Annotated in this window: 16 protein-coding genes and 1 pseudogene; 15 read left to right on the top strand and 2 right to left on the bottom strand. The window is 42.5% G+C overall.

All coding sequences use genetic code 11. The annotated features are described in order from the left end of the window. The first annotated feature begins 95 nt into the window (after positions 1–95). The 13 genes and pseudogenes from IEW26_RS02260 to IEW26_RS02200 all read left to right on the top strand — a co-directional run bounded on the left by IEW26_RS02260 (position 96) and on the right by IEW26_RS02200 (position 17,587). Positions 96–1,106: a helix-turn-helix domain-containing protein gene (locus IEW26_RS02260; RefSeq protein ID WP_188591147.1), complete on the top strand. Its 1,011-nt coding sequence runs from the start codon at positions 96–98 to the stop codon at positions 1,104–1,106. 194 nt (positions 1,107–1,300) lie between these two features. Beyond that, positions 1,301–2,305: an ABC transporter substrate-binding protein gene (locus IEW26_RS02255; protein ID WP_229729612.1), complete on the top strand. Its 1,005-nt coding sequence runs from the start codon at positions 1,301–1,303 to the stop codon at positions 2,303–2,305. A gap of 11 nt (positions 2,306–2,316) precedes the next feature. Further along, positions 2,317–4,371, top strand: a complete 2,055-nt coding sequence (locus tag IEW26_RS02250; RefSeq protein WP_229729611.1) for an iron ABC transporter permease — start codon at positions 2,317–2,319, stop codon at positions 4,369–4,371. A gap of 54 nt (positions 4,372–4,425) precedes the next feature. Next, on the top strand, positions 4,426–5,610 hold the full coding sequence (locus IEW26_RS02245) for an MFS transporter (protein ID WP_188591145.1): 1,185 nt from the start codon (positions 4,426–4,428) through the stop codon (positions 5,608–5,610). Positions 5,611–5,714: 104 nt separating this feature from the next. Further along, positions 5,715–6,002: a DUF3139 domain-containing protein gene (locus IEW26_RS02240; protein WP_188591144.1), complete on the top strand. Its 288-nt coding sequence runs from the start codon at positions 5,715–5,717 to the stop codon at positions 6,000–6,002. Positions 6,003–6,111: 109 nt separating this feature from the next. Next, positions 6,112–6,864, top strand: coding sequence for a peroxide stress protein YaaA (gene yaaA / locus IEW26_RS02235; RefSeq protein WP_188591143.1), 753 nt, complete (start codon positions 6,112–6,114; stop codon positions 6,862–6,864). Between the two features lie 237 nt (positions 6,865–7,101). Next, positions 7,102–10,410 carry an RHS repeat domain-containing protein gene (locus tag IEW26_RS02230; RefSeq protein WP_188591142.1) on the top strand — a complete coding sequence of 1,103 codons (3,309 nt, stop codon included), beginning with the start codon at positions 7,102–7,104 and terminating at the stop codon, positions 10,408–10,410. Positions 10,411–10,440: 30 nt separating this feature from the next. After that, positions 10,441–15,261 (top strand): RHS repeat-associated core domain-containing protein, encoded by a 4,821-nt coding sequence (locus IEW26_RS02225; protein WP_188591141.1) that lies wholly within the window; start codon positions 10,441–10,443, stop codon positions 15,259–15,261. Between the two features lie 12 nt (positions 15,262–15,273). Beyond that, positions 15,274–15,615 (top strand): hypothetical protein, encoded by a 342-nt coding sequence (locus IEW26_RS02220; RefSeq protein ID WP_090922637.1) that lies wholly within the window; start codon positions 15,274–15,276, stop codon positions 15,613–15,615. Between the two features lie 312 nt (positions 15,616–15,927). Next, positions 15,928–16,332: a hypothetical protein gene (locus IEW26_RS02215; protein ID WP_188591140.1), complete on the top strand. Its 405-nt coding sequence runs from the start codon at positions 15,928–15,930 to the stop codon at positions 16,330–16,332. Between the two features lie 100 nt (positions 16,333–16,432). Beyond that, positions 16,433–16,816: pseudogene (locus IEW26_RS02210) on the top strand (HEAT repeat domain-containing protein); the annotation flags it as partial. An 18-nt stretch (positions 16,817–16,834) separates the two neighbouring features. Beyond that, on the top strand, positions 16,835–17,185 hold the full coding sequence (locus IEW26_RS02205) for a DUF7674 family protein (RefSeq protein WP_188591138.1): 351 nt from the start codon (positions 16,835–16,837) through the stop codon (positions 17,183–17,185). 30 nt (positions 17,186–17,215) lie between these two features. Beyond that, the gene (locus IEW26_RS02200; protein WP_188591137.1) at positions 17,216–17,587 is read left to right on the top strand and encodes a DUF7674 family protein; all 372 of its coding nucleotides are present in this window, start codon (positions 17,216–17,218) and stop codon (positions 17,585–17,587) included. Positions 17,588–17,948: 361 nt separating this feature from the next. Here IEW26_RS02200 and IEW26_RS30185 read toward each other — a convergent pair whose 3' ends face one another. Then, positions 17,949–18,314, bottom strand: coding sequence for a DUF4879 domain-containing protein (locus IEW26_RS30185; RefSeq protein ID WP_229729610.1), 366 nt, complete (start codon positions 18,312–18,314; stop codon positions 17,949–17,951). A gap of 18 nt (positions 18,315–18,332) precedes the next feature. Further along, positions 18,333–18,512: a hypothetical protein gene (locus tag IEW26_RS30180; RefSeq protein WP_229729609.1), complete on the bottom strand. Its 180-nt coding sequence runs from the start codon at positions 18,510–18,512 to the stop codon at positions 18,333–18,335. A gap of 506 nt (positions 18,513–19,018) precedes the next feature. Between IEW26_RS30180 and IEW26_RS02190 the strand changes: the two genes are divergently transcribed. Both IEW26_RS02190 and IEW26_RS02185 read left to right on the top strand, forming a co-directional pair. After that, positions 19,019–20,317 (top strand): WXG100 family type VII secretion target, encoded by a 1,299-nt coding sequence (locus IEW26_RS02190; protein ID WP_188591136.1) that lies wholly within the window; start codon positions 19,019–19,021, stop codon positions 20,315–20,317. Positions 20,318–20,320: 3 nt separating this feature from the next. Beyond that, positions 20,321–20,806 (top strand): hypothetical protein, encoded by a 486-nt coding sequence (locus IEW26_RS02185; RefSeq protein ID WP_188591135.1) that lies wholly within the window; start codon positions 20,321–20,323, stop codon positions 20,804–20,806. Positions 20,807–20,877 lie beyond the last annotated feature (71 nt).

Genomic DNA, 20,877 nt, shown 5'->3' with positions numbered 1-20,877 from the left:
TTCGCTTTTTTTGTGTTGCCTGTCTTGAGGCGGCATGTTTTATCGTATATAGTGAGAATGGTTCTCGATATTTATCGTGAAAGAGAGGTTCTCCGATGTTACACCAATTCCAATTAACAGATGTTCATCAATATATGGATCATTTATCTGAAGGTATCGATAGCCAGCTGTCTTTGAGAGGGTGGGAGCAGCAATTAAAACTGCCGGAAAGGTTGGGTCAAGGGTCTATTATGCGTATGATGATCCGACCAGGCATGGAGGTACTCGTTGAAAACCTCGTATTACGGGAAAATCTGAAGCTGCGTATTGATCAGGATTGTCAGGTTTTGGGTTTTGCTTACCGACTAAGCGGAGAAGGATATTGTGAATGGAACAGTACACCTACAACGACATCCACTTCTCCGGGACATACGGTATTTTTTACAGATCGTACGAAGGTATATTTAGAGACAAGCGCTGTGACTAAAAGTTATGGGGTGAAGGTGAGACTGGATCCCAAGGTATTAAGTGACTATTTCGAGACACCGACTGAACAGAACAGGCTGGAAGGGATGATTCAACACTATCGAAATACCATTCGCCATCATCCATTGAATCCGATGACCGAAAAGATCGTATATGAAATGTTGGCATGCAGCTACACAGGAGCAATGAAGCGTTTATTCATAGAAAGTAAGACGTTGGAGCTGATTCTGCTATTCATGAGCGAGCAGGAAGAGGGGAATTTACTTGATAGGACCATCCCAATTCAAAGCAGGAATGATCTGGAGAAGCTGCATCTGGCTCGGCAAGTGATTGTAAACCATTTGGAGCAACCGCTCTCTATTCAGGCATTATCCAAAACCGTGGGGTTAAGCACGACGAAGCTGAAGAAAGGTTTTCGTGAATTGTTTGGCATGACGATCTTCGACCTGGTGCGTGAACAACGTCTCCAGAAAGCGGCTTGGCTGCTTGAAACCAATCAGATGAAAGTATGTGAGGCAGCGGTATCTGTGGGTTATAGCAACCCTAGTAATTTTGCATCCGCATTCCGAAAAAAATATAACTGTAATCCGAGTGAGTTTATACAACAAACTCGACACAAGCAGAATGAAAGCTTTACTTGAAAAAGAAAAATGAAGACCTCCAGCCCACTTCACTCGTGGTTTTGGAGGTCTTTTCGTTCCGATTTTGGGATAGCCCCATTTCTTAGGTTCAGTCCGCTACAGGTGAAGAAAAATCCTCAGCAGGTAGAACACGCTTCCTTGACATGTGATAATCATTCTCATTGGAAAATAAAAAATCAGGGAGGACATACAAGATGAGATTTAAGGTGGGTTCATACATCATGGTATTAATTAGTGCGTTGGTGTTGTTGGCTGGTTGTGCATCCAGTCCCGATGAGAAGACAGCAACACACGAGAGTACGACAGCTTCTTCGGATGAGGTTCGGACGTTCACGCATCCGCTGGGAACATTAGAGTTGAAGGGTACGCCCAAACGAATCGTCGCACTGGATTTTAATTATACGGAGGATTTGCTCGCTTTAGGTATTCAACCCGTGGGTGTAGCCGATATTGCTTCCAAAACAGGGTTCAATACGATTGTTAACATTGAGCCGGCACTTGATCCAACCGTAACGGATGTTGGTGGCCGTCAGGAGCCGAATCTCGAAAGGATTGCGGAATTAAAACCGGACCTAATCCTTACCAATGTATATTTTGCAAAAAAGAACTATGACATGTTACAGGACATTGCGCCCACCATGGTATTTGATCCATATCCGTCTGAAGGAAAGGATCAGTATGAAGAGATGATCGAGACGTTTCGAACGATTGCGGATATGGTGGATCGAAAAGATGAAGCCGAACAGCAGCTTAAAGCGTTGCAGACCGTATATGATGAGGCCAAAGTAAAGTTAAAAGATGCAGGAATAGAGGGCAAGGATATTGTACTTGCGCAGTTAATGCCGGGCCAATCCGGACCAACGATCATGCTTTTTACAGACAATTCGCAGGGCGCAAATATTTTAGAGAAGATCGGTTTGAACAATGTTTACGATTCAGGGAAATTCGAACAACTGGGTGGGACAGCGACAAATGTTGAAGCTCTAACGGATCTGCAGCAGGCAGAATTTATTTATATGGATACAGACTCAAGTGGCGGGCTCGAGGCACAGCTTCAGGAGAATGCCGTGTGGAAAGGACTGGAATTCGTCAAGCAAAATCACGTGTATCCATTGGATAGACAGATTTGGGGATATGGCGGGCCAATCAGTGCCAAATTGCTTGTGCAAGAAACGGTGAAAGCACTTATGAAGCAATGAGAAGATATATTGTGAGCTCGTTAGCGGATAAACAGGGCTGGAAGACATTTGGGATTGTATTGGGCTGTATCCTGTTCTTGCTCTTGATGCTTATGATTAATCTCTCACAGGGTCAAGTAAACATGGGATTGTTCGATGTTATGCAGGCTCTCTTGCATGGACAGGGGACAGCAGCCGACCAGATGATTTGGCAATTTCGTCTTCCCAGAACTGTTGCGGGTCTGCTTTGTGGAGCGGCGCTGGCCGTAGCAGGTGCTTTGTTACAAACGATTCTTCGGAATCCCCTCGCTTCGGCGGGCACATTAGGCATCAATGCTGGCGCTTACTTTGCGGTCGTTGTTGGAACAATAGCATCTCCTGCCTTTATCTCGCATTTTCCGATGGTATTTGCAATTGCAGGAGGATTTGGAGCCGTGTTGGTGGTCTATGTTTTGGCAGGTGGCTCCCGTTCAACGCCCATTCGTGTTGTATTGGCAGGTATGATTGTTACCTTGTTGTTGTCTTCTTTTACGAGCGTAGCTCAAATTCTTTTTTTGGAAGATGCCAGGAGTCTATTTGCGTGGGGGTCAGGATCACTTGCTCAAAATAATTGGAACGGGGTTCAGGCAACTTGGCCCTGGATTATTTTGGCTTTGGCGTTCGTTGTTCCATTTATGAAATCACTGGATTTGCTAGGGTTTGGCGAGGAATCTGCGGCTTCATTGGGCCAGCGGGTTCTACAAACCAAACTAATGATGTTTGTCATCGCAGTTCTACTGGCAACGGTCAGTGTGAGCCTGGCAGGACCGATCGGTTTTGTAGGTCTGCTTGCTCCTCATATGATCCGGCTTATGGGAATCAGGAAACACCACATCCTTTTGCCAGCAAGTGCCGTGTTGGGGGCTGGCATTTTACTCGGTGCTGACGCTCTGACATATCCGTTTCAGGCCACATACGGGAATCTTCCGGTTGGAGCTGTAACGGCAGCCATCGGTGGGCCATGGTTGATATGGATGATTATACGCATGAGAAAATCCAAAGCTGGAGGGCATGCAACGCATTCCAAAACAGGAATGTCCGGGAGGACTATCCAAACTAAAATCGCTTTCCCGTTACTTTGTACGATACTGGGAGTACTGCTGTTCCTGCTTTTACTCTATGGAATCATGCGCACAGGCGGTATGGCGTTATCTGCAAAGCAGCTGTGGCTTGCTATTTTTGGATATGGGGATGAGCAGCTTCGGCATATTGTGTGGAACTTGCGTTTACCACGACTAACCGCCGCTCTGTTTGGCGGAGCAGCACTGGCCATCGCCGGACTGCTGATCCAAGGCGCCGTTCGTAATCCGATGGCAGATCCCTCTGTCATTGGTGTAACGTCAGGTGCGGGTAGCGGCGTATTGTCGATATTGGTGATTTGGCCTTATGCACCCGGGTGGGTGCTGACGATCTTTGCTTTTATCGGTGCTGTAATCGCGGCCATGATCGTCTTCAGCATTGCTTGGAGAAGTGGATTCAACCCTGGAATACTGATCTTGGGAGGCGTCAGTGTTACTGCCGTAGGCACGGCTCTGATTCAGTTCCTTGTTTTGAAAACAACGAGTTTTTCCGCAGCTTTAATCTGGTTGGCAGGCAGCACGTATGCTCGAGGGTGGTCGGATGCTATTCCCCTTATGCTGGCTAGTTTCTTATTATTTCCGATAGCGTGGTGGCTTGGTAAACGTGTAGAACTATTGGCTTTCGATGATGGGGTTGCGTTGGGGCTTGGACTGCATGTCCAGCGGTCCAGATTAATAGCTGCCGCGATAGGGGTGACTCTGGCTTCAACGGTTGTGGCTACCGTAGGCACCATTGGATTTGTGGGGCTGCTTGCGCCACATGCGGCAAGGCTTTTAACGGGTCAACAGCATCGAAAGATGGTCGTTCTCGCTGCAATCATTGGAGCGATCGTATTGACAGCTGCGGATATTTCGGGCCGACTGATCGCATTACCCAAAGAAATTCCATCCGGGTTGATGGTGGCTCTGATTGGCTCTCCCTATCTGTTATATCTCTTGTATCAAAGTGGAAAAGGACGGATGATCTAACCCTGCTTTCCGCGCAAGGAACGCAAGGGAGTATTTGAGGAATGAGGCATGGTTATGAAGAAATCTTTTCTTGTTATCTTTATTACAGTACTGACCGCAATGATCTCTATAGCCAATTTTAATTTGATTATCGGTCCACTTACACGGAATCTTGGATTGTCCGAGATACAGTCTGGCAGTTTGGTTGCTATAACCGGATTTTGTTGGTTTCTCGGAAGTTTCCTGTGGGTAAAATACACAACCATACGCAGAAAAACCAAGCTTCTGCTCGCGATATCGGGATACACGATAGCGATTACGGCGTTTGCTTTTATTGCGGATCGTGCTCAACTAGCCCTAACCCATTCGGCTGCTTTGTATTGGATGTTTTTGGGATTGCGTGCACTCGCCGGATTTTTCTTCGGAGCCATCCCGGCCATTGCTCAGGAATACTTGATACAATGGACGTCAGCAGCAAAACGAACAGGCGGCATGGCTCTCTTCGGGGCAGCCAATGGATTGGGTTTTGTGTTTGGCCCCGTCTTGGGAGCTATCTTTGCATCGTATAGTCTCACTGCTCCGATGTACATTTCTGCGTTTCTTTTAATCATTGTGTTCATCATGTTTGCTTTTATGATTCCTGGCCAGTCAACAGATTCCAACCTTCGTAGAAAGGTGAAGCTGTCTCCGTTGGATCATCGTATTCGGCTGTATATAAGTATTGGTCTGGTGTTGTCCACCATGATGATTATTTTGCAAGTGACCTTAGGATTCTACGTTCAGGATAAACTCTCTGTCTCGGCACAGGAGGCAACTCGCATGATTGGCCTTGCTTCAGCTATTGCCGGATTAATCGTTGCTGCTGTACAATTAGTGATTGGACGTTTCCCCAAATGGCCGCCTGACAAGTTACTTCTGTTGGGTCTTGCTTTCCTGGGGTTGGGTTTCTTGTTATTTACCATCGCACCATCCGATTACATGCTTGCTTACGCCATAGTAGGTGTGGGTATAGGTTTCACGCTGCCAGGTTATATCAGTGCAAGTTCACTTGCGGTAAGCGTGCGTGAGCAGGCCGATGTTACCCCTTTTGCATCTGCAGCACAGGGTGTAGGTTCTTTTGCAGGTCCGGTAATTGGAACGACGCTATACTCATTTCAGCCGGGGATTCCGTATATCTTGTGTACTTTATTTGCAGTGTTCTTTTTTTGTTGTGTCCTTTTAAAAAAAAGATCAGGACATGCCGGTTATGCAGAAGAATGAGCTGTGTTTAATAAAGTAAGGTGGGTTATTAAGAGCTTATCTCAAGCAAGCTACACGCTCTAGTATACGGCAACCAATACAGGAAGGATTAAGGTGGAGAAAACATGAAATACCTGAAAGGGATAGGTGTTGTATTCACAATCATAGTGATTGCTTCTTTTGCTTGGTATGGCTCCTACAAGAGTGATATGAAGAAACTTGAGAATAATTTGAGGACGTATTTAACGGTTGAAAAAGGAATAGATGAACATGCGATTATAAGTATCAAAGCTCGCCGTAGTAAAATGCCGATGTATCCTGTTGTTGTTAAATTTAAAGACAATCCGGAGGAGCATATCTACTACTATAGAGAAGATGAATGGATTCAGCTGGCGCCTGATCCGAATTCGTAAACTTTTATGAAGACGCGAGCTTAATATGCCACACGATTGGATTCATCTGCCTAATCCTGTACAATAAATAACGACATAATAACGGTAGATTAAGGATGGATTAGAAACGATGAGGATTATTATATCACCAGCGAAAAAGATGAAGGTCGATACCGATCTGATGGCTAGCGCACACATGCCGCAATTTATAAAAGAGTCAGAACAACTCCTGAGTCTGCTTCAGACGTTATCCTATGACGACCTCAAGACGCTGTGGAAGTGCAACGATGCTATTGCGGAACTGAATATGGAGCGGATTCGGAACATGAATGTAAAAGAAAATCTTACACCAGCCATCTATTCGTATGAGGGCATTCAGTATCAATATATGGCACCAGGTGTACTTCAGCAGGAAGAGCTGGCGTATTTGGAGCAGCATTTGCGTATATTATCCGGGTTTTATGGCATGCTGCGTCCTTTGGACGGGGTTACCCCGTATCGGTTGGAGATGCAGGGCAAGCTGCAAGGGCCGGGGTTCAAATCTCTTTACCAGTTCTGGGGCAGCAAGCTGGCTGATCAGCTTCAGGCGGAAAGCAACTGCATTCTAAATTTGGCTTCCAAAGAGTACAGCAAAAACATCACTCCTTTTCTTAGAGAAGAAACCCGGTTTGTCACATGTGTATTTGGACAGATGGTTAACGGAAAACTGGTGGAGAAGGCTACCCGCGCCAAAATGGCGAGAGGTGAGATGGTGCGGTATATGGCAGAGCGGAAGATCACAGAAGTGGAAGATATCAAAAGGTTTAATCGGTTAGCGTTTGTTTTCTCGGAAGAACAATCGGATGAGAGCACTTATGTGTTTATTTATTCAGAGGAAAAGTAGTAGTGAAGCCTATTTTATAAGTAAAAGAATAACAATCAATTTTATTCCATCAAAGAGTCGCCATCTGGCGGCCCTTTTTGTTTTATCCACACCCTTAAAAGGAAAATAGTCCCTATAATTGAGGACTAATTTACTATTACCTAAATTAAGGGAAATGACGATACTTATATTTCGACCATGTTTATCTCTTTTAAGGGATGAACTGGAAGATGAATATAAAGGAGGAAGGGAAATTTCATGAATTTACGAAAAGGCTTTATTATTTTTCTGGTTCTCTGGCTCGCTATTGGAACCATACTTCCAACCAGCGGTTATGCATTTTCTTATCCATCAGCTTCAATAATAACGTCCGAAAGCACGGGGATTGAGCCTAACAATTCTATGGAGGATGCTGTGTTGTTAGAGCAGGTGGATGTAGAGGGTTGGGACCCAGATTTCTATGAAGAACCTGAGGATGTAAATGAAGATGAAGAACATTTAGAAGTGGAAGACCCATTCACGGTGACAGATGATACATACGGAGAGCAGATGTTCACTACCCAGGCAGCAGCCTTGGCGGATGAGATATTAGTTATGAATCCGGGAGAATCATATACATTCACGAATACTGGGAGTGTTGCCAGGAGTTTAAGTATCAATGCAGCAGCCTCAAGAGGCAGTGCATATGATTATGCCATTTACAGACCGGACGGAAATATCTCAGGTGATAATTTAGACTTTACTGGCAATATAACGGTAACTGCAGGCTACACAATCGTAATTACATCAAGCGGAGAAAATCCTTTCACCGTTACGGTTCGACCGGAGTTTTCCTATGGTGTGTCCACAAACCCTGCGATGCACCGAGTGACTTTATCCAAAGGAGAAAGTTACCGCTTCTTCAATGAAGGATCACAGTCAAGAGTTTTAAGTGCGGGTACTTCTACAACCCAGGATAAGAAGATAGACTACGCTGTTTACAAAGAAGATGGTAGTCTTGTAAGTTCAAATTTCCAAACTACAGGCAAGCCTTCAGTTGCTGGAGGAAATGAAGTTATTATTACAGGTGCAGGTTCACAGCCTGTTAGTGTTGGTTTTCCCTATGAAGTATACACGGGTGACTGGAGTGACGAGCCAGCGTATACACGAGTAACTTTGAATCAAGGAGAGAGTTATCAGTTTACGAATATTAGTTCCAAATCGGATGCGCTTCAGAGTGATGGAACCTCTAAAGATAAACATGATTACGTTGTTTATCTTCCCGATGGTACAGAAAGTACGACCGGGACCAATTCAACCACAAAGCCGACGATCGCTGCGGGCCGAACAGCTGTGGTGACACTGGTAACCTCGACACCTGTGACTTACGGTGTGCCATACAGAACTTTCGATGTTCAGAGAGCTGGCGGAGATGCAATAACAAGAGTGACTGTATACCCTGGCGAATCTGTTATTTTTCGGAATAATGGATCATTGGCCAATCCAATAAAAAATAATGCAAGCAGTGCCAACGGAGCTGTTTTTGATTATGTACTGTACACGTCGGAAGATGTTGTTCATTCGGATGGTTTTAACAAAAATATCAATCCGATGATTCGCTCCCAAGGTTACGCCATTGTATCCGTTGCAGGACAAGTTCCGATTGAATTCAGTTACACCGATGATTTTTCCTTTGAATACAGCATGGAACCTTCCCATCACCGTGTAACCTTGAACCAAGGAGAGAGTGTGACTTTCTGGAACTATGGTAACAGTCGAGAATACCTCGACAGTGATGCTTCATCGGCTAACAAATCTCGTTTATTTGATTATGTAACCTATTACCCTGATGGTACGGAACGCAGTACCAAAAAATCAACATCGACTGCACCAGTTGTTTTTTACGGAAATAAAGCCGTAATTACAGGTGTATCCGCCCAGCCTGTTACCATGGGGGCTATTTATACGATTTTTGATGTAGAGGATCGGCCTAATGAAGCCTTGAGTAAGATTACTGTTGAACCGGGACAATCGGTGAAATTCCATAACGGAGGTTCACTCTGGAATCCAATCCGTAGTAATGCGAAATTGGCAGGTTCTCTATATGACATTGTTGTGTACAAATCAGACGGCAAAGCATACACTGACAAATTTAATAACAATGGCAATCTTGCTAATATTCCATCTGGCGGAGAAGCAATTGTTACTGTAGTAGGAAGTACACCTGTCTTATTTGAATACACAGATGATTTTTCTGTAGTAGATAGCCAGGAACCGGCTTATTTGCGTGTAACGTTAAACAAAGGAGAGAGTTATGCCTTTACAAATATAAGCTCAGATTCAAAGAGAATTAGAAGCGACGCTTCTAGCAGCCAGCAGAAAGTTTTTGACTATACCGTATATAACGCAGATGGAACGGAATCATCCATGAGGACGGCAGTAGCGTTTGATCCGCTTGTCTTGGGAAGTAGAAAAATTGTCGTTACTAATATTTCCGAGCAACCGATAACATTTGGGGGGATTTATCGTATTTTCCGTGGAGAAGATGACCAGGTGCCTTCCCCTGAAACAGAAATTACGATCAGCCAGGGACAGAGTGCAATCTTCACAAATCCAGGTGCGAAAACGGCTCAACTTCAACGAACTGAAGGAGAAAATGCCGTGGTAGATTATACAGTCTATGATGCCAACGATACGGCATTATATTTTGTTGAAGGTAGAAGTCATGCAACATGGGATATTCCAGCTGGAGCCACACTTGTTGTAACTGTAGTATCTTCAGAGCCCGTAACAATTCGATTTGACGCGCCTGTTACAGCTCGTACCAGTCAGGAGCCTGCACTGATCAAACAGGATTTGGCGCCCAATAACACCGTATCGTTTTCTAACAAATCAACGAATACTGCAATTCTTCTTTCGGAGTCTTCACTGGAAGGAGCAGCCTATGACTATGTTATTCGAAATCAGAACCAAATGATTGTTAGTGAAGGGAAAAATACGACAGGGGTACAACTCGTTCCTGGGCAGTTTAACATCCAGGTGCATAACGTATCATCCCAAAAGATACACTTTGTTGGTCCTTACCGTAATTTTACAATCAAGCAAGTGGAAGTAGAGTTTCTAACTTTGTACGAGAATACAGAAACGGAACTTCCGAAAGAGCAGCAAGGTAATATCTACTACCGTTTCAGTCCCTATAGCTCTGATAAATATCGAATTGCAATCAAGGAGACAGACGATTTTTCCATCGAACCTCGAATTGAATTGTATGAAGACAAGGAGCTCAGTATACCTCTGGTGTCTTCTGTAGATCAGGAGCAGGTGTATGGCGAGCAATATACCGTGCTTGAATGGGATCTGCAGGGTGGAAAAACATACTATCTCAAACTGAGTGAAAAGGATGGCAAACCGATAAAAGGAGCCATTAAAGCGGCTTGGATGAACATTCGCAACGATAACAGCTACGAATATGGTTATGCGAACCAATTGCTTAAAGTGGTGCTGTATACAGGAGATCAGATTGTATTTGAGTATGACCGTAACGGTAATTTAACGAAAAGAACAAAGAAAATTTTCCCATTTAATTAATGATTGTTAAAACTAGGTTGAGGTGATGGAGTGTTTAAGAAATTAACGATTATTTGGTTATGTGCCATATTGGTTTTTAGTGGGCTTGGCTCTTTTGCGTATGAAGGGCAGGCTGCAGCGGCATCGTCGTCAGGAGGAAGAGACTCTCTTCCTTCTGCTACCTACATTACAATTCATAGTTTGCAAGAGCAGTTTGGTATTCAAGAGGAATGGATTGAGAAAAAACTAGATCAAGGTTACTCGCTGTACCAGTTGTATAAAGCTTTACAGACAGATCGCACAGGCGGCGAGGCTGCTGAGAAATGGCTTGAAACACAAGAAATCAGCGAACCACTACCAATGGAGGAACTGCGTCCTTCCCTATCAACACAATCATTTTCAACCAGTGCGGTTGACGATGAAGTTCCAGGTAAAGGAACAACCGTGGATCAAACAGGGCTTGATCATGTCGATCTTCGGGATGAAGCATCCCGGTATATGACGTCTTATGGAGCTGAGTCCATCTCAACTGCTACAGGAGAGATGATAATTCAAAGTGCCGATCTGTCACTTCCGGGTCTGATTCCCTTCGATCTGACACGTATTTATGATACGGCTAGAGCCAATGGACAACTTGGTGTGGAGTATGACGAAGCGACTCAAACGTATTCTAATGCGGTAACACCGCGTAAAGAAGAAGCCGCAGGACTCGGTCAGGGCTGGCGTTGGGATTTACCTTTTATCGATCAACGTGGTGAGAATCAATACATTTATGTTCCAGGTGCAGGTTATTATCGCTTAAACGCAAATTTGGAACTAGAAGGTTACGTATGGAATGATATTTCACTTAAAAAAGATGCAACTGTAACGGTCGATGGGGTAGCCAGCAGCTATCGTTTATCCATCCGAAACGGGTATGAGTATTTGTTTACACAAACAGGAGATTTGCTGCAGATTACAGATGCTTACCGAAATACGATTAATTTTAAATATGCAACCTCGAATGGTAACCGAGTCATCTCACGGATTGAAAATAGCGAAGGTCAAGCATTGGCATTTACGTATGCCGATCTGAAAATCACTGTTCAGCTTGCTGGAACGGATCGGAAAGTGACCTATACACAGCGTGAGGACGGAAATATTCGTATTCTGAGAGAGTTTACGGATGCACTGGATCGAACAACGACCTATACGTATTATTATCCAGAAGCCAAATTCAACTTTTTACCGGAGCTTCAACAAGATCAGAGTGCACATGGTGTGATGCATACGGCGCTGTTGTCGCGCATTACGAGTCCATCCTCAGCGATAACAGATTATGCCTACATACCGGCTTTGAAGCAGGTTGGAACATCTTCTGTACAATTTGTATACAAAGTCAGAGAGCGTAAGAGTCATTATAGCTCGACTGATGGTGAAGGTACTCTGGATAAAGTGAACTTTGAATACTCTGGAGAGGATCTGGAGTCTTACGGTCAATCCGCATCATGGACTACGAAAGTAGAATCAGGAAGTATGATAGATACATGGAAGTTCTCCAAATCATTCAGTGCAGCTCAACAGCCGGATTTAGTCCGGGTGGACAAGCATGAATTAAGTGCAGATGGTGTCATTTATAACACGGAGTATAAATACGATAGTCAAAATAAACGGAATCTGCCAACTGAACAATCAGAGTGGACTAGCGAAAGTGGGCGTACAGGAGATAAGCTGACCACTACGATGACGTATGATACGAATGGAATGGTCACTTCCGAAAAGCAAAGTACAGGACAAGAATCCACTTATGTCTATGAAACCGGGAAGTCTCCGTACTTTTGGATCAAACCTATTCGTACAACGACTAAGATTAATGACAGGTTAGAAAGATACACAGAAACGACTTATAATGGACAAGGAGCTGTATTACGAAGTGTAACCAAAAACGGATACGGAGGACAGATATTATCTGACTCCGAGATCAAATTCGACGCCAAAGGCAGAGTTGTCACGACAACGGATAAAGGGGGTTATCTGGCTAAAGACCGCGTTGTGACGCTGAGTTATGATGCGAATGCAGGACATTTGGTTCAATCAAGGACAACCATTGTCAATGATATTGCCGGGAAGGCAACTCCTTACGTTGATTCGTACGAATATAATGGTGCTAGTGAACTGAAAAAAGTAACAGATGCTTCCGGTGAAGAAGAAACGTATCAGTATGACCAAGCAGGGCGGGTTCTTCAAGTCACCCATGCGGATGGCACAAAATCAATCACTGCCTATGATGATGTTAGAAATATAATTACCAACACCGCCCCGGACGGTATGGTTACCAAAGAGCGGTATAATCCGTTAGGTCTTTTGGCAGAAGAACAGACGGCAGAGGCTACATATAAGTATGCCTATAATGAAGAAGGAAATGTCACAGCGGTTGAAGACGCTGAAGGAAATGTAACCCGATTTGTCGTAGATGCGTTGGGCCGAACAACCAAGACTCAATACCCGGATACGACCACGGCCAACACAGCTTATAACGCTGTAGATCGTACGGTAACGTATGAAGATGCTGCTGGCAACAAAACCCGAGAAAAAAGAGATGTATTGGGCCGCGTGACAGTAATGGAAGAGTATCAGAACGGTGCATACGTTCCATTGCAACAGAAGGAGTATGATCTGGATGGCAATGTGACGGCATCTATAGATGGTAACGGCGAACGGACAACGTATACGTATGATGCTATTGGTCAAATTGCAACGGCAACAACACCGAAGCAAGAGACAAGCCGTTATTTCTACAGCTATCAAGGTCAGACGACTCAGGTCGTATCAGCGAACGGTCAGACGGTTACCAAACAGTATGATGAACTGGGAAGGCTGATTAAACAGACACCGCCTATCCTGGATGGCTATGCAACCAGCTATTACTATGATAAAAGAAGCAATCTGATCAAAAAGCAGGATCGACTTGGAAAAGTCACCGAATATACGTACAACAGTGACGACATGCTCACAAGCATGAAGGCACCAGATACGAGCGTATCGTATACGTATGATGCTGTTGGGCGCAGAACCTCAATGACCGACGGCCATGGCAAAACGACGTACAGCTATCAGCAATCAGATGGAATGTTGGACGGATTAACATTTCCAGACGGAACACAGCTGAGTTATGAAAATAATACGCAGCAACGTCTGGGATACACGTTAACCGATGTAAAGGGACAAGCCCTGCGTATTCACGGCGACCTCGATGCGATGAATCGGGTCACTTCCATGGATATTGCCTCGGGTACAGGAGGAGCTTCTGCTCTTGCTTCATCGGGAACAACACCGGTAGATCGTATGACGTTCAGTTACAAACCGAATAGCTTACTGGAAAAACTGTCATTTGGTAAAGGGATCAGTACCAGCTACCAGTATAACGGATATGACCTGTCGGGGGTTACAGTCTCTCAAGGAGCTTCCGCAGTTCAACAGTTTAGCTATGAGTACGACGGTAACAAAAACATTACGACCCGTACCCAAAACGGAAAAACGGATCAATACACTTACGATGAATTGAGCCGGATTCAGACTGAAACGGGCACGCAAAAAGAAACGTACACCTATGACCAGAACGGTAACCGATACAGTACCGGAAGCGGAAAAATATACGGTCTGAAGGATGCACAGTATACGTATGACAGTCAGAATCGTATGGTTAAAGCTACCGGAGAAGGTAAAACCGTAACCTATAGCTATAACGGTGATGGATTGTTGTACGAACGTACCGAAGGCGAGCAAACCATTCGGTATTACTATGACGAAGAAGCCAAACTGATGGCTGAGGCTGTAGTAACATCAGGAAAATCAGAGCTTACTTACGTTTATATCTATGACTTGTATGGGCAGCTATGGGCTCGTCAGGACAAAAAGACGGGCAAACTGGAATACTACCAGTTGAACGGACATGGAGATGTCGTTGGTCTTGTAGACGATGCAGGCGAAGTTCTAAACAGTTACACGTACGATATCTGGGGCGGACCGTTAACCAAAGAAGAATCGGTTCCGAATGTACTTCGCTACGCAGGAGAATATTGGGATGACACCGTAGGTCTGCAATACTTGAGAGCTCGCTGGTACGACCCAGGCATGGCCCGTTTCATCGGTGAGGATACGTATGAAGGGGAACTCAACGATCCACTGAGTTTGAATCTGTATTCTTATGTTCATAACAATCCGTTGAAATATGTGGATCCGAGTGGGCATAGTAAAACCTCAACATATTATGAAATTGAAAAAATGTTGGATGCAGCAATGAAAGGGGATAACTCTGTTAAACCGAGCCTAAGTAAGGTTTTTACGAAGGTCTATAATGACAAAGGTGTGAAATTCAATAATTTATATGGGCAGCTAACACAAACCAGTGGCGCACTTATTAATTCACCTTCCCATGCTATTCTAGCTAAAAGCCAATTATTAGATGCATACGAAAGTGGACAAAACCTTTATGAAATGAAAGTATTTTGGGCCACAATAGTAGGTGGAGGTCTAACTGGAGGTTATACAGTCTTTAGCACAAGTGTAACCACTCTCGGAAAAACGGCATTAAAAAAGAGCATTCCAAACATTTGGGTAAAAAACAAGCATCTATCGGGTGGTACTGGATCATGGACGAGGTTTAATGTTGCTACGGAAGCAGAAGCTAAACAATTAATTACTAATGCCATCAAAAAAGGTAAGATAAAGAATGTTACAAACAATAATGGATCTCTTGGCTCATTAAATCAAAAATCTTATGAAATAATAATTGATGCAGGTAAAATAATAGGTACTAGAAATGAAAAAAGCATCAAAATTGTTGTTGATGAATTGGGGAATATCTGGAGTGCCTATCCAAAAAAAAATTAGGAGCGTGTCTTATTGAATATGTTTAATAAAATAAAATTCTATGAGAGTAATGAAAATGGCGCTATTCATACCTTAGTATCCTTTATAGATATTGAGGTTGAGGAATACTCAATTCAAGATATAGTTAACTTTCTAACTCATTCTCTCGTTGGAGATAAGTTAGAATTAACTGATCATTTTATAATTAAAGAAAGTGAATTTGAAGTGGTTATATTAAATGAAACCAATGAAATGTTCGTAAAGAATCCAGAAAACTATAGAGCAAAAGTAGAAATTGAATCTTTAATTTATCTGATGAATGAAAAAATGTTATACGGATTGAGTAAGGTTAAATCGACCATGAAAATTAAGTGAAGATGTGAATAAGAAATCAAAAAAGTCGCAATTTTTGTGGCTTTTTTTGATATTTTACACTTATTAGTATGGAGTCCCCTTAGAGGTTAGTGTATGTCTTTGGATCGAATCAAAAATACAATTAGGGATAATTACTTGGGCGATATTTTTCTAACAGGATCTATAGATTCAGAGAATAGCAGACATGTTTTAAAGGTAATATCAGTTAGAATCATACTCAAGAGCTTCATATTAGCAACTATTTTTAATTTGGATTACATAATAGATTCCATTTTGAAATTGAAATAGAGATTCTGAAAGGAGGATACTTTTTTGAAAAAAGCATTACTCATCGGTATGTTTTTGATCGCTGCAGGACTAGGTTGGATATGGTATTCAATGAATGATCTTACGCCGATAGAATCAACTACGCACATTGTTTCAGTTGAACTACAGGGTGATTCATCATGTAAGGTAACTGTTAGCGATCTGTCAAAAGGGCACAACAGAACGAAGACAGAAACATTCGAAAGTCCATCATGCAGCAAGCTAAAAGGAGGGGATGAAATAACCTATAGGTATCTTAACGAGGGGAAATATCTATACATCGTTTCAATTAATAAAGAATTGACAAAAGACCCTTTGACAGGAGTGATTGCTAAAATGATTGAACATGATGGGTTACTTTTATATTCACGTTATATCTCTTGCTTTTGGCAAAGAAACCTTTCCGATTGATAAAAAGGATTGGAAAAAGTTAAATATCAGATCCAATATTACCTTTTATTTAGACCATTGGAATCATAACATTGAACTACTATAAAGAGATCGATCTTCAGTTGAGTTTCTAATTGATATTTTGACCGAAACCAAGAATGCTCTTGTCAGAAATGAAGTGGCGATCGCACTAAAAGACATTGGAGACAATAGAGCGGTTTATCCGCTAATTGATGCTCTTTCTAATGCTCAGTTGAGAAGGAGCAGGGGCACTCTGCTATACGCAATGGAAGAAATGCATTATGAGCCTGATATCGAGATCATTGTGGCATTGATCGGAGATGCGAGTTTGGAAGTAAGGATGCAGTCATTTCTATTATTTGAAAAGGTGGCGGAGAAATTAAGCGAGCAGCAGAAACAGGTTTGCATAAATGTTATATTGCAGTGCAAAGATGTAAGTCCAAATGAGATGTTTGATGAGGCGTTGGCTTTGTTAAAGAAGTAACTTAGAGGAGAAAATGAGATGGCACACAAAAGTGAAATTGAGTTTGAAGCGGCCTATCAAGAGCATATCTCAGAATACAATGAGGAGCTAGCCCATGTTTTTTTCGGCGATCATGTCACTAGTGAAGTAATTAATCAATTGAAGTTGGAAGCATTCAACAGTAAGGCTGTTAAATATTTTGCGTTTTTCGAGGATATAGCGAACGAAGCGGATCTCTATAGTAGACAAGTTTTAACCACAACCATTTTAACAAGAATTGGCGATGACATCACTATATTTAAAGAAGCTCAAAAATATATGGGTGAACGAACCAGACAATTATCGGATGAAGTAGAGTTATTGATTGGAAGGAAGGATAATACCAGATGAGACAAAGTGTATAAGTGAGGAGAATGAATAATGGAGAAAGACATCTTCATAAGTCAATTTCTAAAACTGTTTCCGGAATTCAATGATCAATATATCGAGCATATGGAGTTCAATCAAGAGTTTCTAGGACATGTATTCTTCGGAGATGAAGTGTCTACTCATGTGGAAAGATTGCTTCAGGAGCATAGTGACATTGAGCAAATCGAAAAGTTCTTTCGTTTTTTTGAATGGATGGCACTACACTCGGACCTTTATATCGTACAAATATTATCGACTACGATATTGTACAACCTTGGAGGAGATATTGATGTTTTACATAAAGCGGGTCAATACATGGGGCCCCATACTAAAAAGCTCTCAGTAGAAATAGAAGATTTACATACAGGAAAGCATTTTTCATGAGAGTGAAGGAAAAGAGATCGCGGCCATCACGACGGGCCCAGGATCGGATTGGCAGTGGACTGTTCTAGAACCTACAGAAAAACCTGAAATATACAAGCTAACCACTACCGAAAAATTAGGCATACATAAGGTCTATAAGATTGATATTGCAGAAGGGCTATCACAAGAAATGAAGTGGGTGTGTAACTGAAGTGTACAATCCGAATGAGATTTTATTGGAGAGTGAGGAAGACGATAAACAATGTCATAGGCTTTGATTAGGGGAAGTATACTGTACCCTGTAAAGTAGACGTTTTAAAAATGTCTCTTTACGGGGTACAGTATTATTAATTTGGTGCTGCTTTGTGTTGGGCTTTAGAACTTAACGAACATTAATCCAAGCGGTCCATTGTGTTGGAATGTTAATGGAATAGACGGTTCCTACGAACTGCCCACCCGTACTAGGTGCCTCATATAGCCAAGAATGAGCAAAGGCATCTATAACACGATCACCGTCCAGATCTATAGGTTCAGACCAATTGTTTGTCATTTTATTTCCTGCGAGTGTGCCGAAGTGAGAGCTGTCATAACCGATCTGGAACGTAATACACTGTATCCAGTTCCCGCCGTGATCATTGGCAGTTGAGAGCGGGTTGCTATTGAAGCCGTAAATTTTTTGACCACCATTAGGGGAAGCGACAGCGTATACATTAATGTGTGATACCTTTGGCGCAGGTGCGTGCAGCACAGGACCGCTATTTTCTTGCTACGCTTTAAACTCGGCTTTGGCTGCCTCTACAGCTTCGAGGAACTCTTTTGAATTTACTACTTCTTCTTTCGTTAAAGGTTTGGGTTGAGGTTGAGTAGTCTGAGCTTCTGCAAAGACAGCTGCATTAAACGAGAAGACTAAAACAAGAATAAGAGCCAAGCTAAATAACTTTTTCATAGAGATCAATTCCACCTTTCTTGTAATGGATGAGCTGGCGGATAAAGATACACATGCTTACGTAACAAAGATGAACTTGCAGATGGAAACCTACGTATCCTCCTTTCGTTGAGAGAATGATTCTTCCCATAATATCTGTTTCTATTGATAGCACGAAGAGGGAAGAAAGCTGCAGGCTGGAGCGCTCTGGCAGGTTCAGAATGATATATTAGGTAAAGCCTGATAATTGATATTGAATTACAAAATTATTATTTAAATTGAAATATATTCCATATACTTATGGTACTTCTTGTTGTTAAAGGAAGTCAAGTATGTTCACAAATTACACAAAATGTTAGATGGATTGTATTCATAGTAAAAAGAAAAATTTATAAGACTTGAGCACGATTGTAGTTAAATCTGGTGCAGGATAATGTATCAAAATTCAGGAAGTTAGCCGGATGAAATTGCCATCAAACTTCTGCTAACATAAGTATATCCTACATAAAAATAAGCGGTGAAAACGGATGAGTACAATCAAAGTAACACCTGAGCAGTTGCATCACGTATCAAGTCAGGTGGATCAGGCGAGGCAACAATTGGAGCATATCCAAGATAATCTCTCCAGGCAGATTATGTTCCTTCAAGCCATGTGGATGGGTGTGACACAGGAGCGTTTTTATGATGATTTTGAGCGGTCGCGTCCCGTACTACAGAAAGCACTGGAGAGCATGGTGTATACTTCGAAAGAGTTAAAGGATATCGCGATTCGGTTTGAGAATGCAGATGCGGAGAAAGGGAGTCTGGGTAGTGTTATTGGTGCTGTTGGTGCGGCAGCAATGATGAAGAGTTCAGCAAGTGATGCGGGTTCGGAGGATAAAGGCTACCGGATGAAGAAAGTCGATGTCTATGGTAGGTATGTGTGGGTACCCGTGAACGAGAATGGTGAGCTGGATTATACGGCCGTACAGGCTTATGCGAAGGATCAGGGGAATGTGAATATCGACCGGATGCAAGGAGTTCATGTGGAAGCGCCAGAGGAAGATATTTTCAAACTGCAGGTTAAATCTTTGGAGAATAGAATCCATCCCTTCACAGGCGAGCCTGTCTCCGATAAGTATGCTCAGATGATGCTGACTTCCCTGAAGTTCAGCCAGATCTTTATGGCTTTCCAGATGGTTCGCGGAAGTATGCCTGGTCGGAAAGGGCCGTTTCGCTTGCCTGCTTCTGATCCGGCGGTGGCGAAGATTAAAAAGAATTTGGAAGCGGCTGAAGCTAGGAAAGGAAATGGTAAGAAAGAAGGTACTAGCGTTAAAGGACAGTCTTCTAATGTTGGTAGTTTAGTTAAAGAAGGAAACAAAACGAAATATACTAATCCAGCTGGTAATGTTCTGCATTGGGATGATCAGCATCCCAAAAATATTAATCGAGACATTGATCAATTGTTAAACAGTAAGGACTCAGGAAAAGCAACTGAAGCCAAAGCAGCTTACGCTGTAAGAGAAAGTAAGGAAGTTACAGCCTTCAGCCAAAAAATTCAAAGGGCTGATGGCAATCCGGCAGGGGATTTTGACGTAGTAACGAAACATGAAATTATTGAAGTTAAAAAATCATTGAAAGCCATCACAGATGTGGAACAGTTTGATAAATACGTGAATGTAAAACACCAAGATTTCTTTAACTATGAACAGAAGAAGGTCATTTTATATATCGACAAGCCATTGACTAATCCACATCCGAATGATCTGATAAAATTGGAATTAATCAAATCTAAAGGTGTTACTGTTGTGAACTCTTTAGATGAACTCAAGGGGGTATTGAAGTAAAATATGGGTACTTCAGCTGTTATTTTAACGAACAAAGATAAATATTCTCCAGAGCAACTCTTGGCTGATACTATTGTTGCAGCTTTTCATTCCGACTCTGCTCTTTATTTCTATAACAACAAAACGTATACAAACGAAGGAGAGTTTTTGTATACCACGCTTAATATCAACAATAAGTCATTCACAGGGGACAACGAATCCTCATTAATTTTCCATATTCACAGCATAAGTAGCCCGAGTACTGAATTTTATTATCACGAAGATTTAGGTTTAGATACTAGTGAATCCCTATGCCAAGTCGGGCATATTGAAGATATTTATGGTAATCAAGAGTTAATACTTAACTTTATCCATGAATATCTCAAGCTCAATCCTGATGATTATTTTTGGATAGCGGACAATGATTGGGTATACAGCTTGGAGGACATACAAAAACTGAAATCTTTACCGTATGACCCGGATTGGTGTTATCAGAATCCTAGAGACTAAATTCTAAATGATGACGTATAATTATGAGACATATCTTTTGCTCGCTAAGTAGAATAGTTGGCGTCACTTCT

The organism is Paenibacillus silvae, assembly GCF_014639235.1.
In the GTDB taxonomy this organism is placed as follows: domain Bacteria; phylum Bacillota; class Bacilli; order Paenibacillales; family Paenibacillaceae; genus Paenibacillus; species Paenibacillus silvae.
Note: the sequence above shows the minus strand (reverse complement) of the source record. Positions and strands in the feature narration are given on the sequence as shown.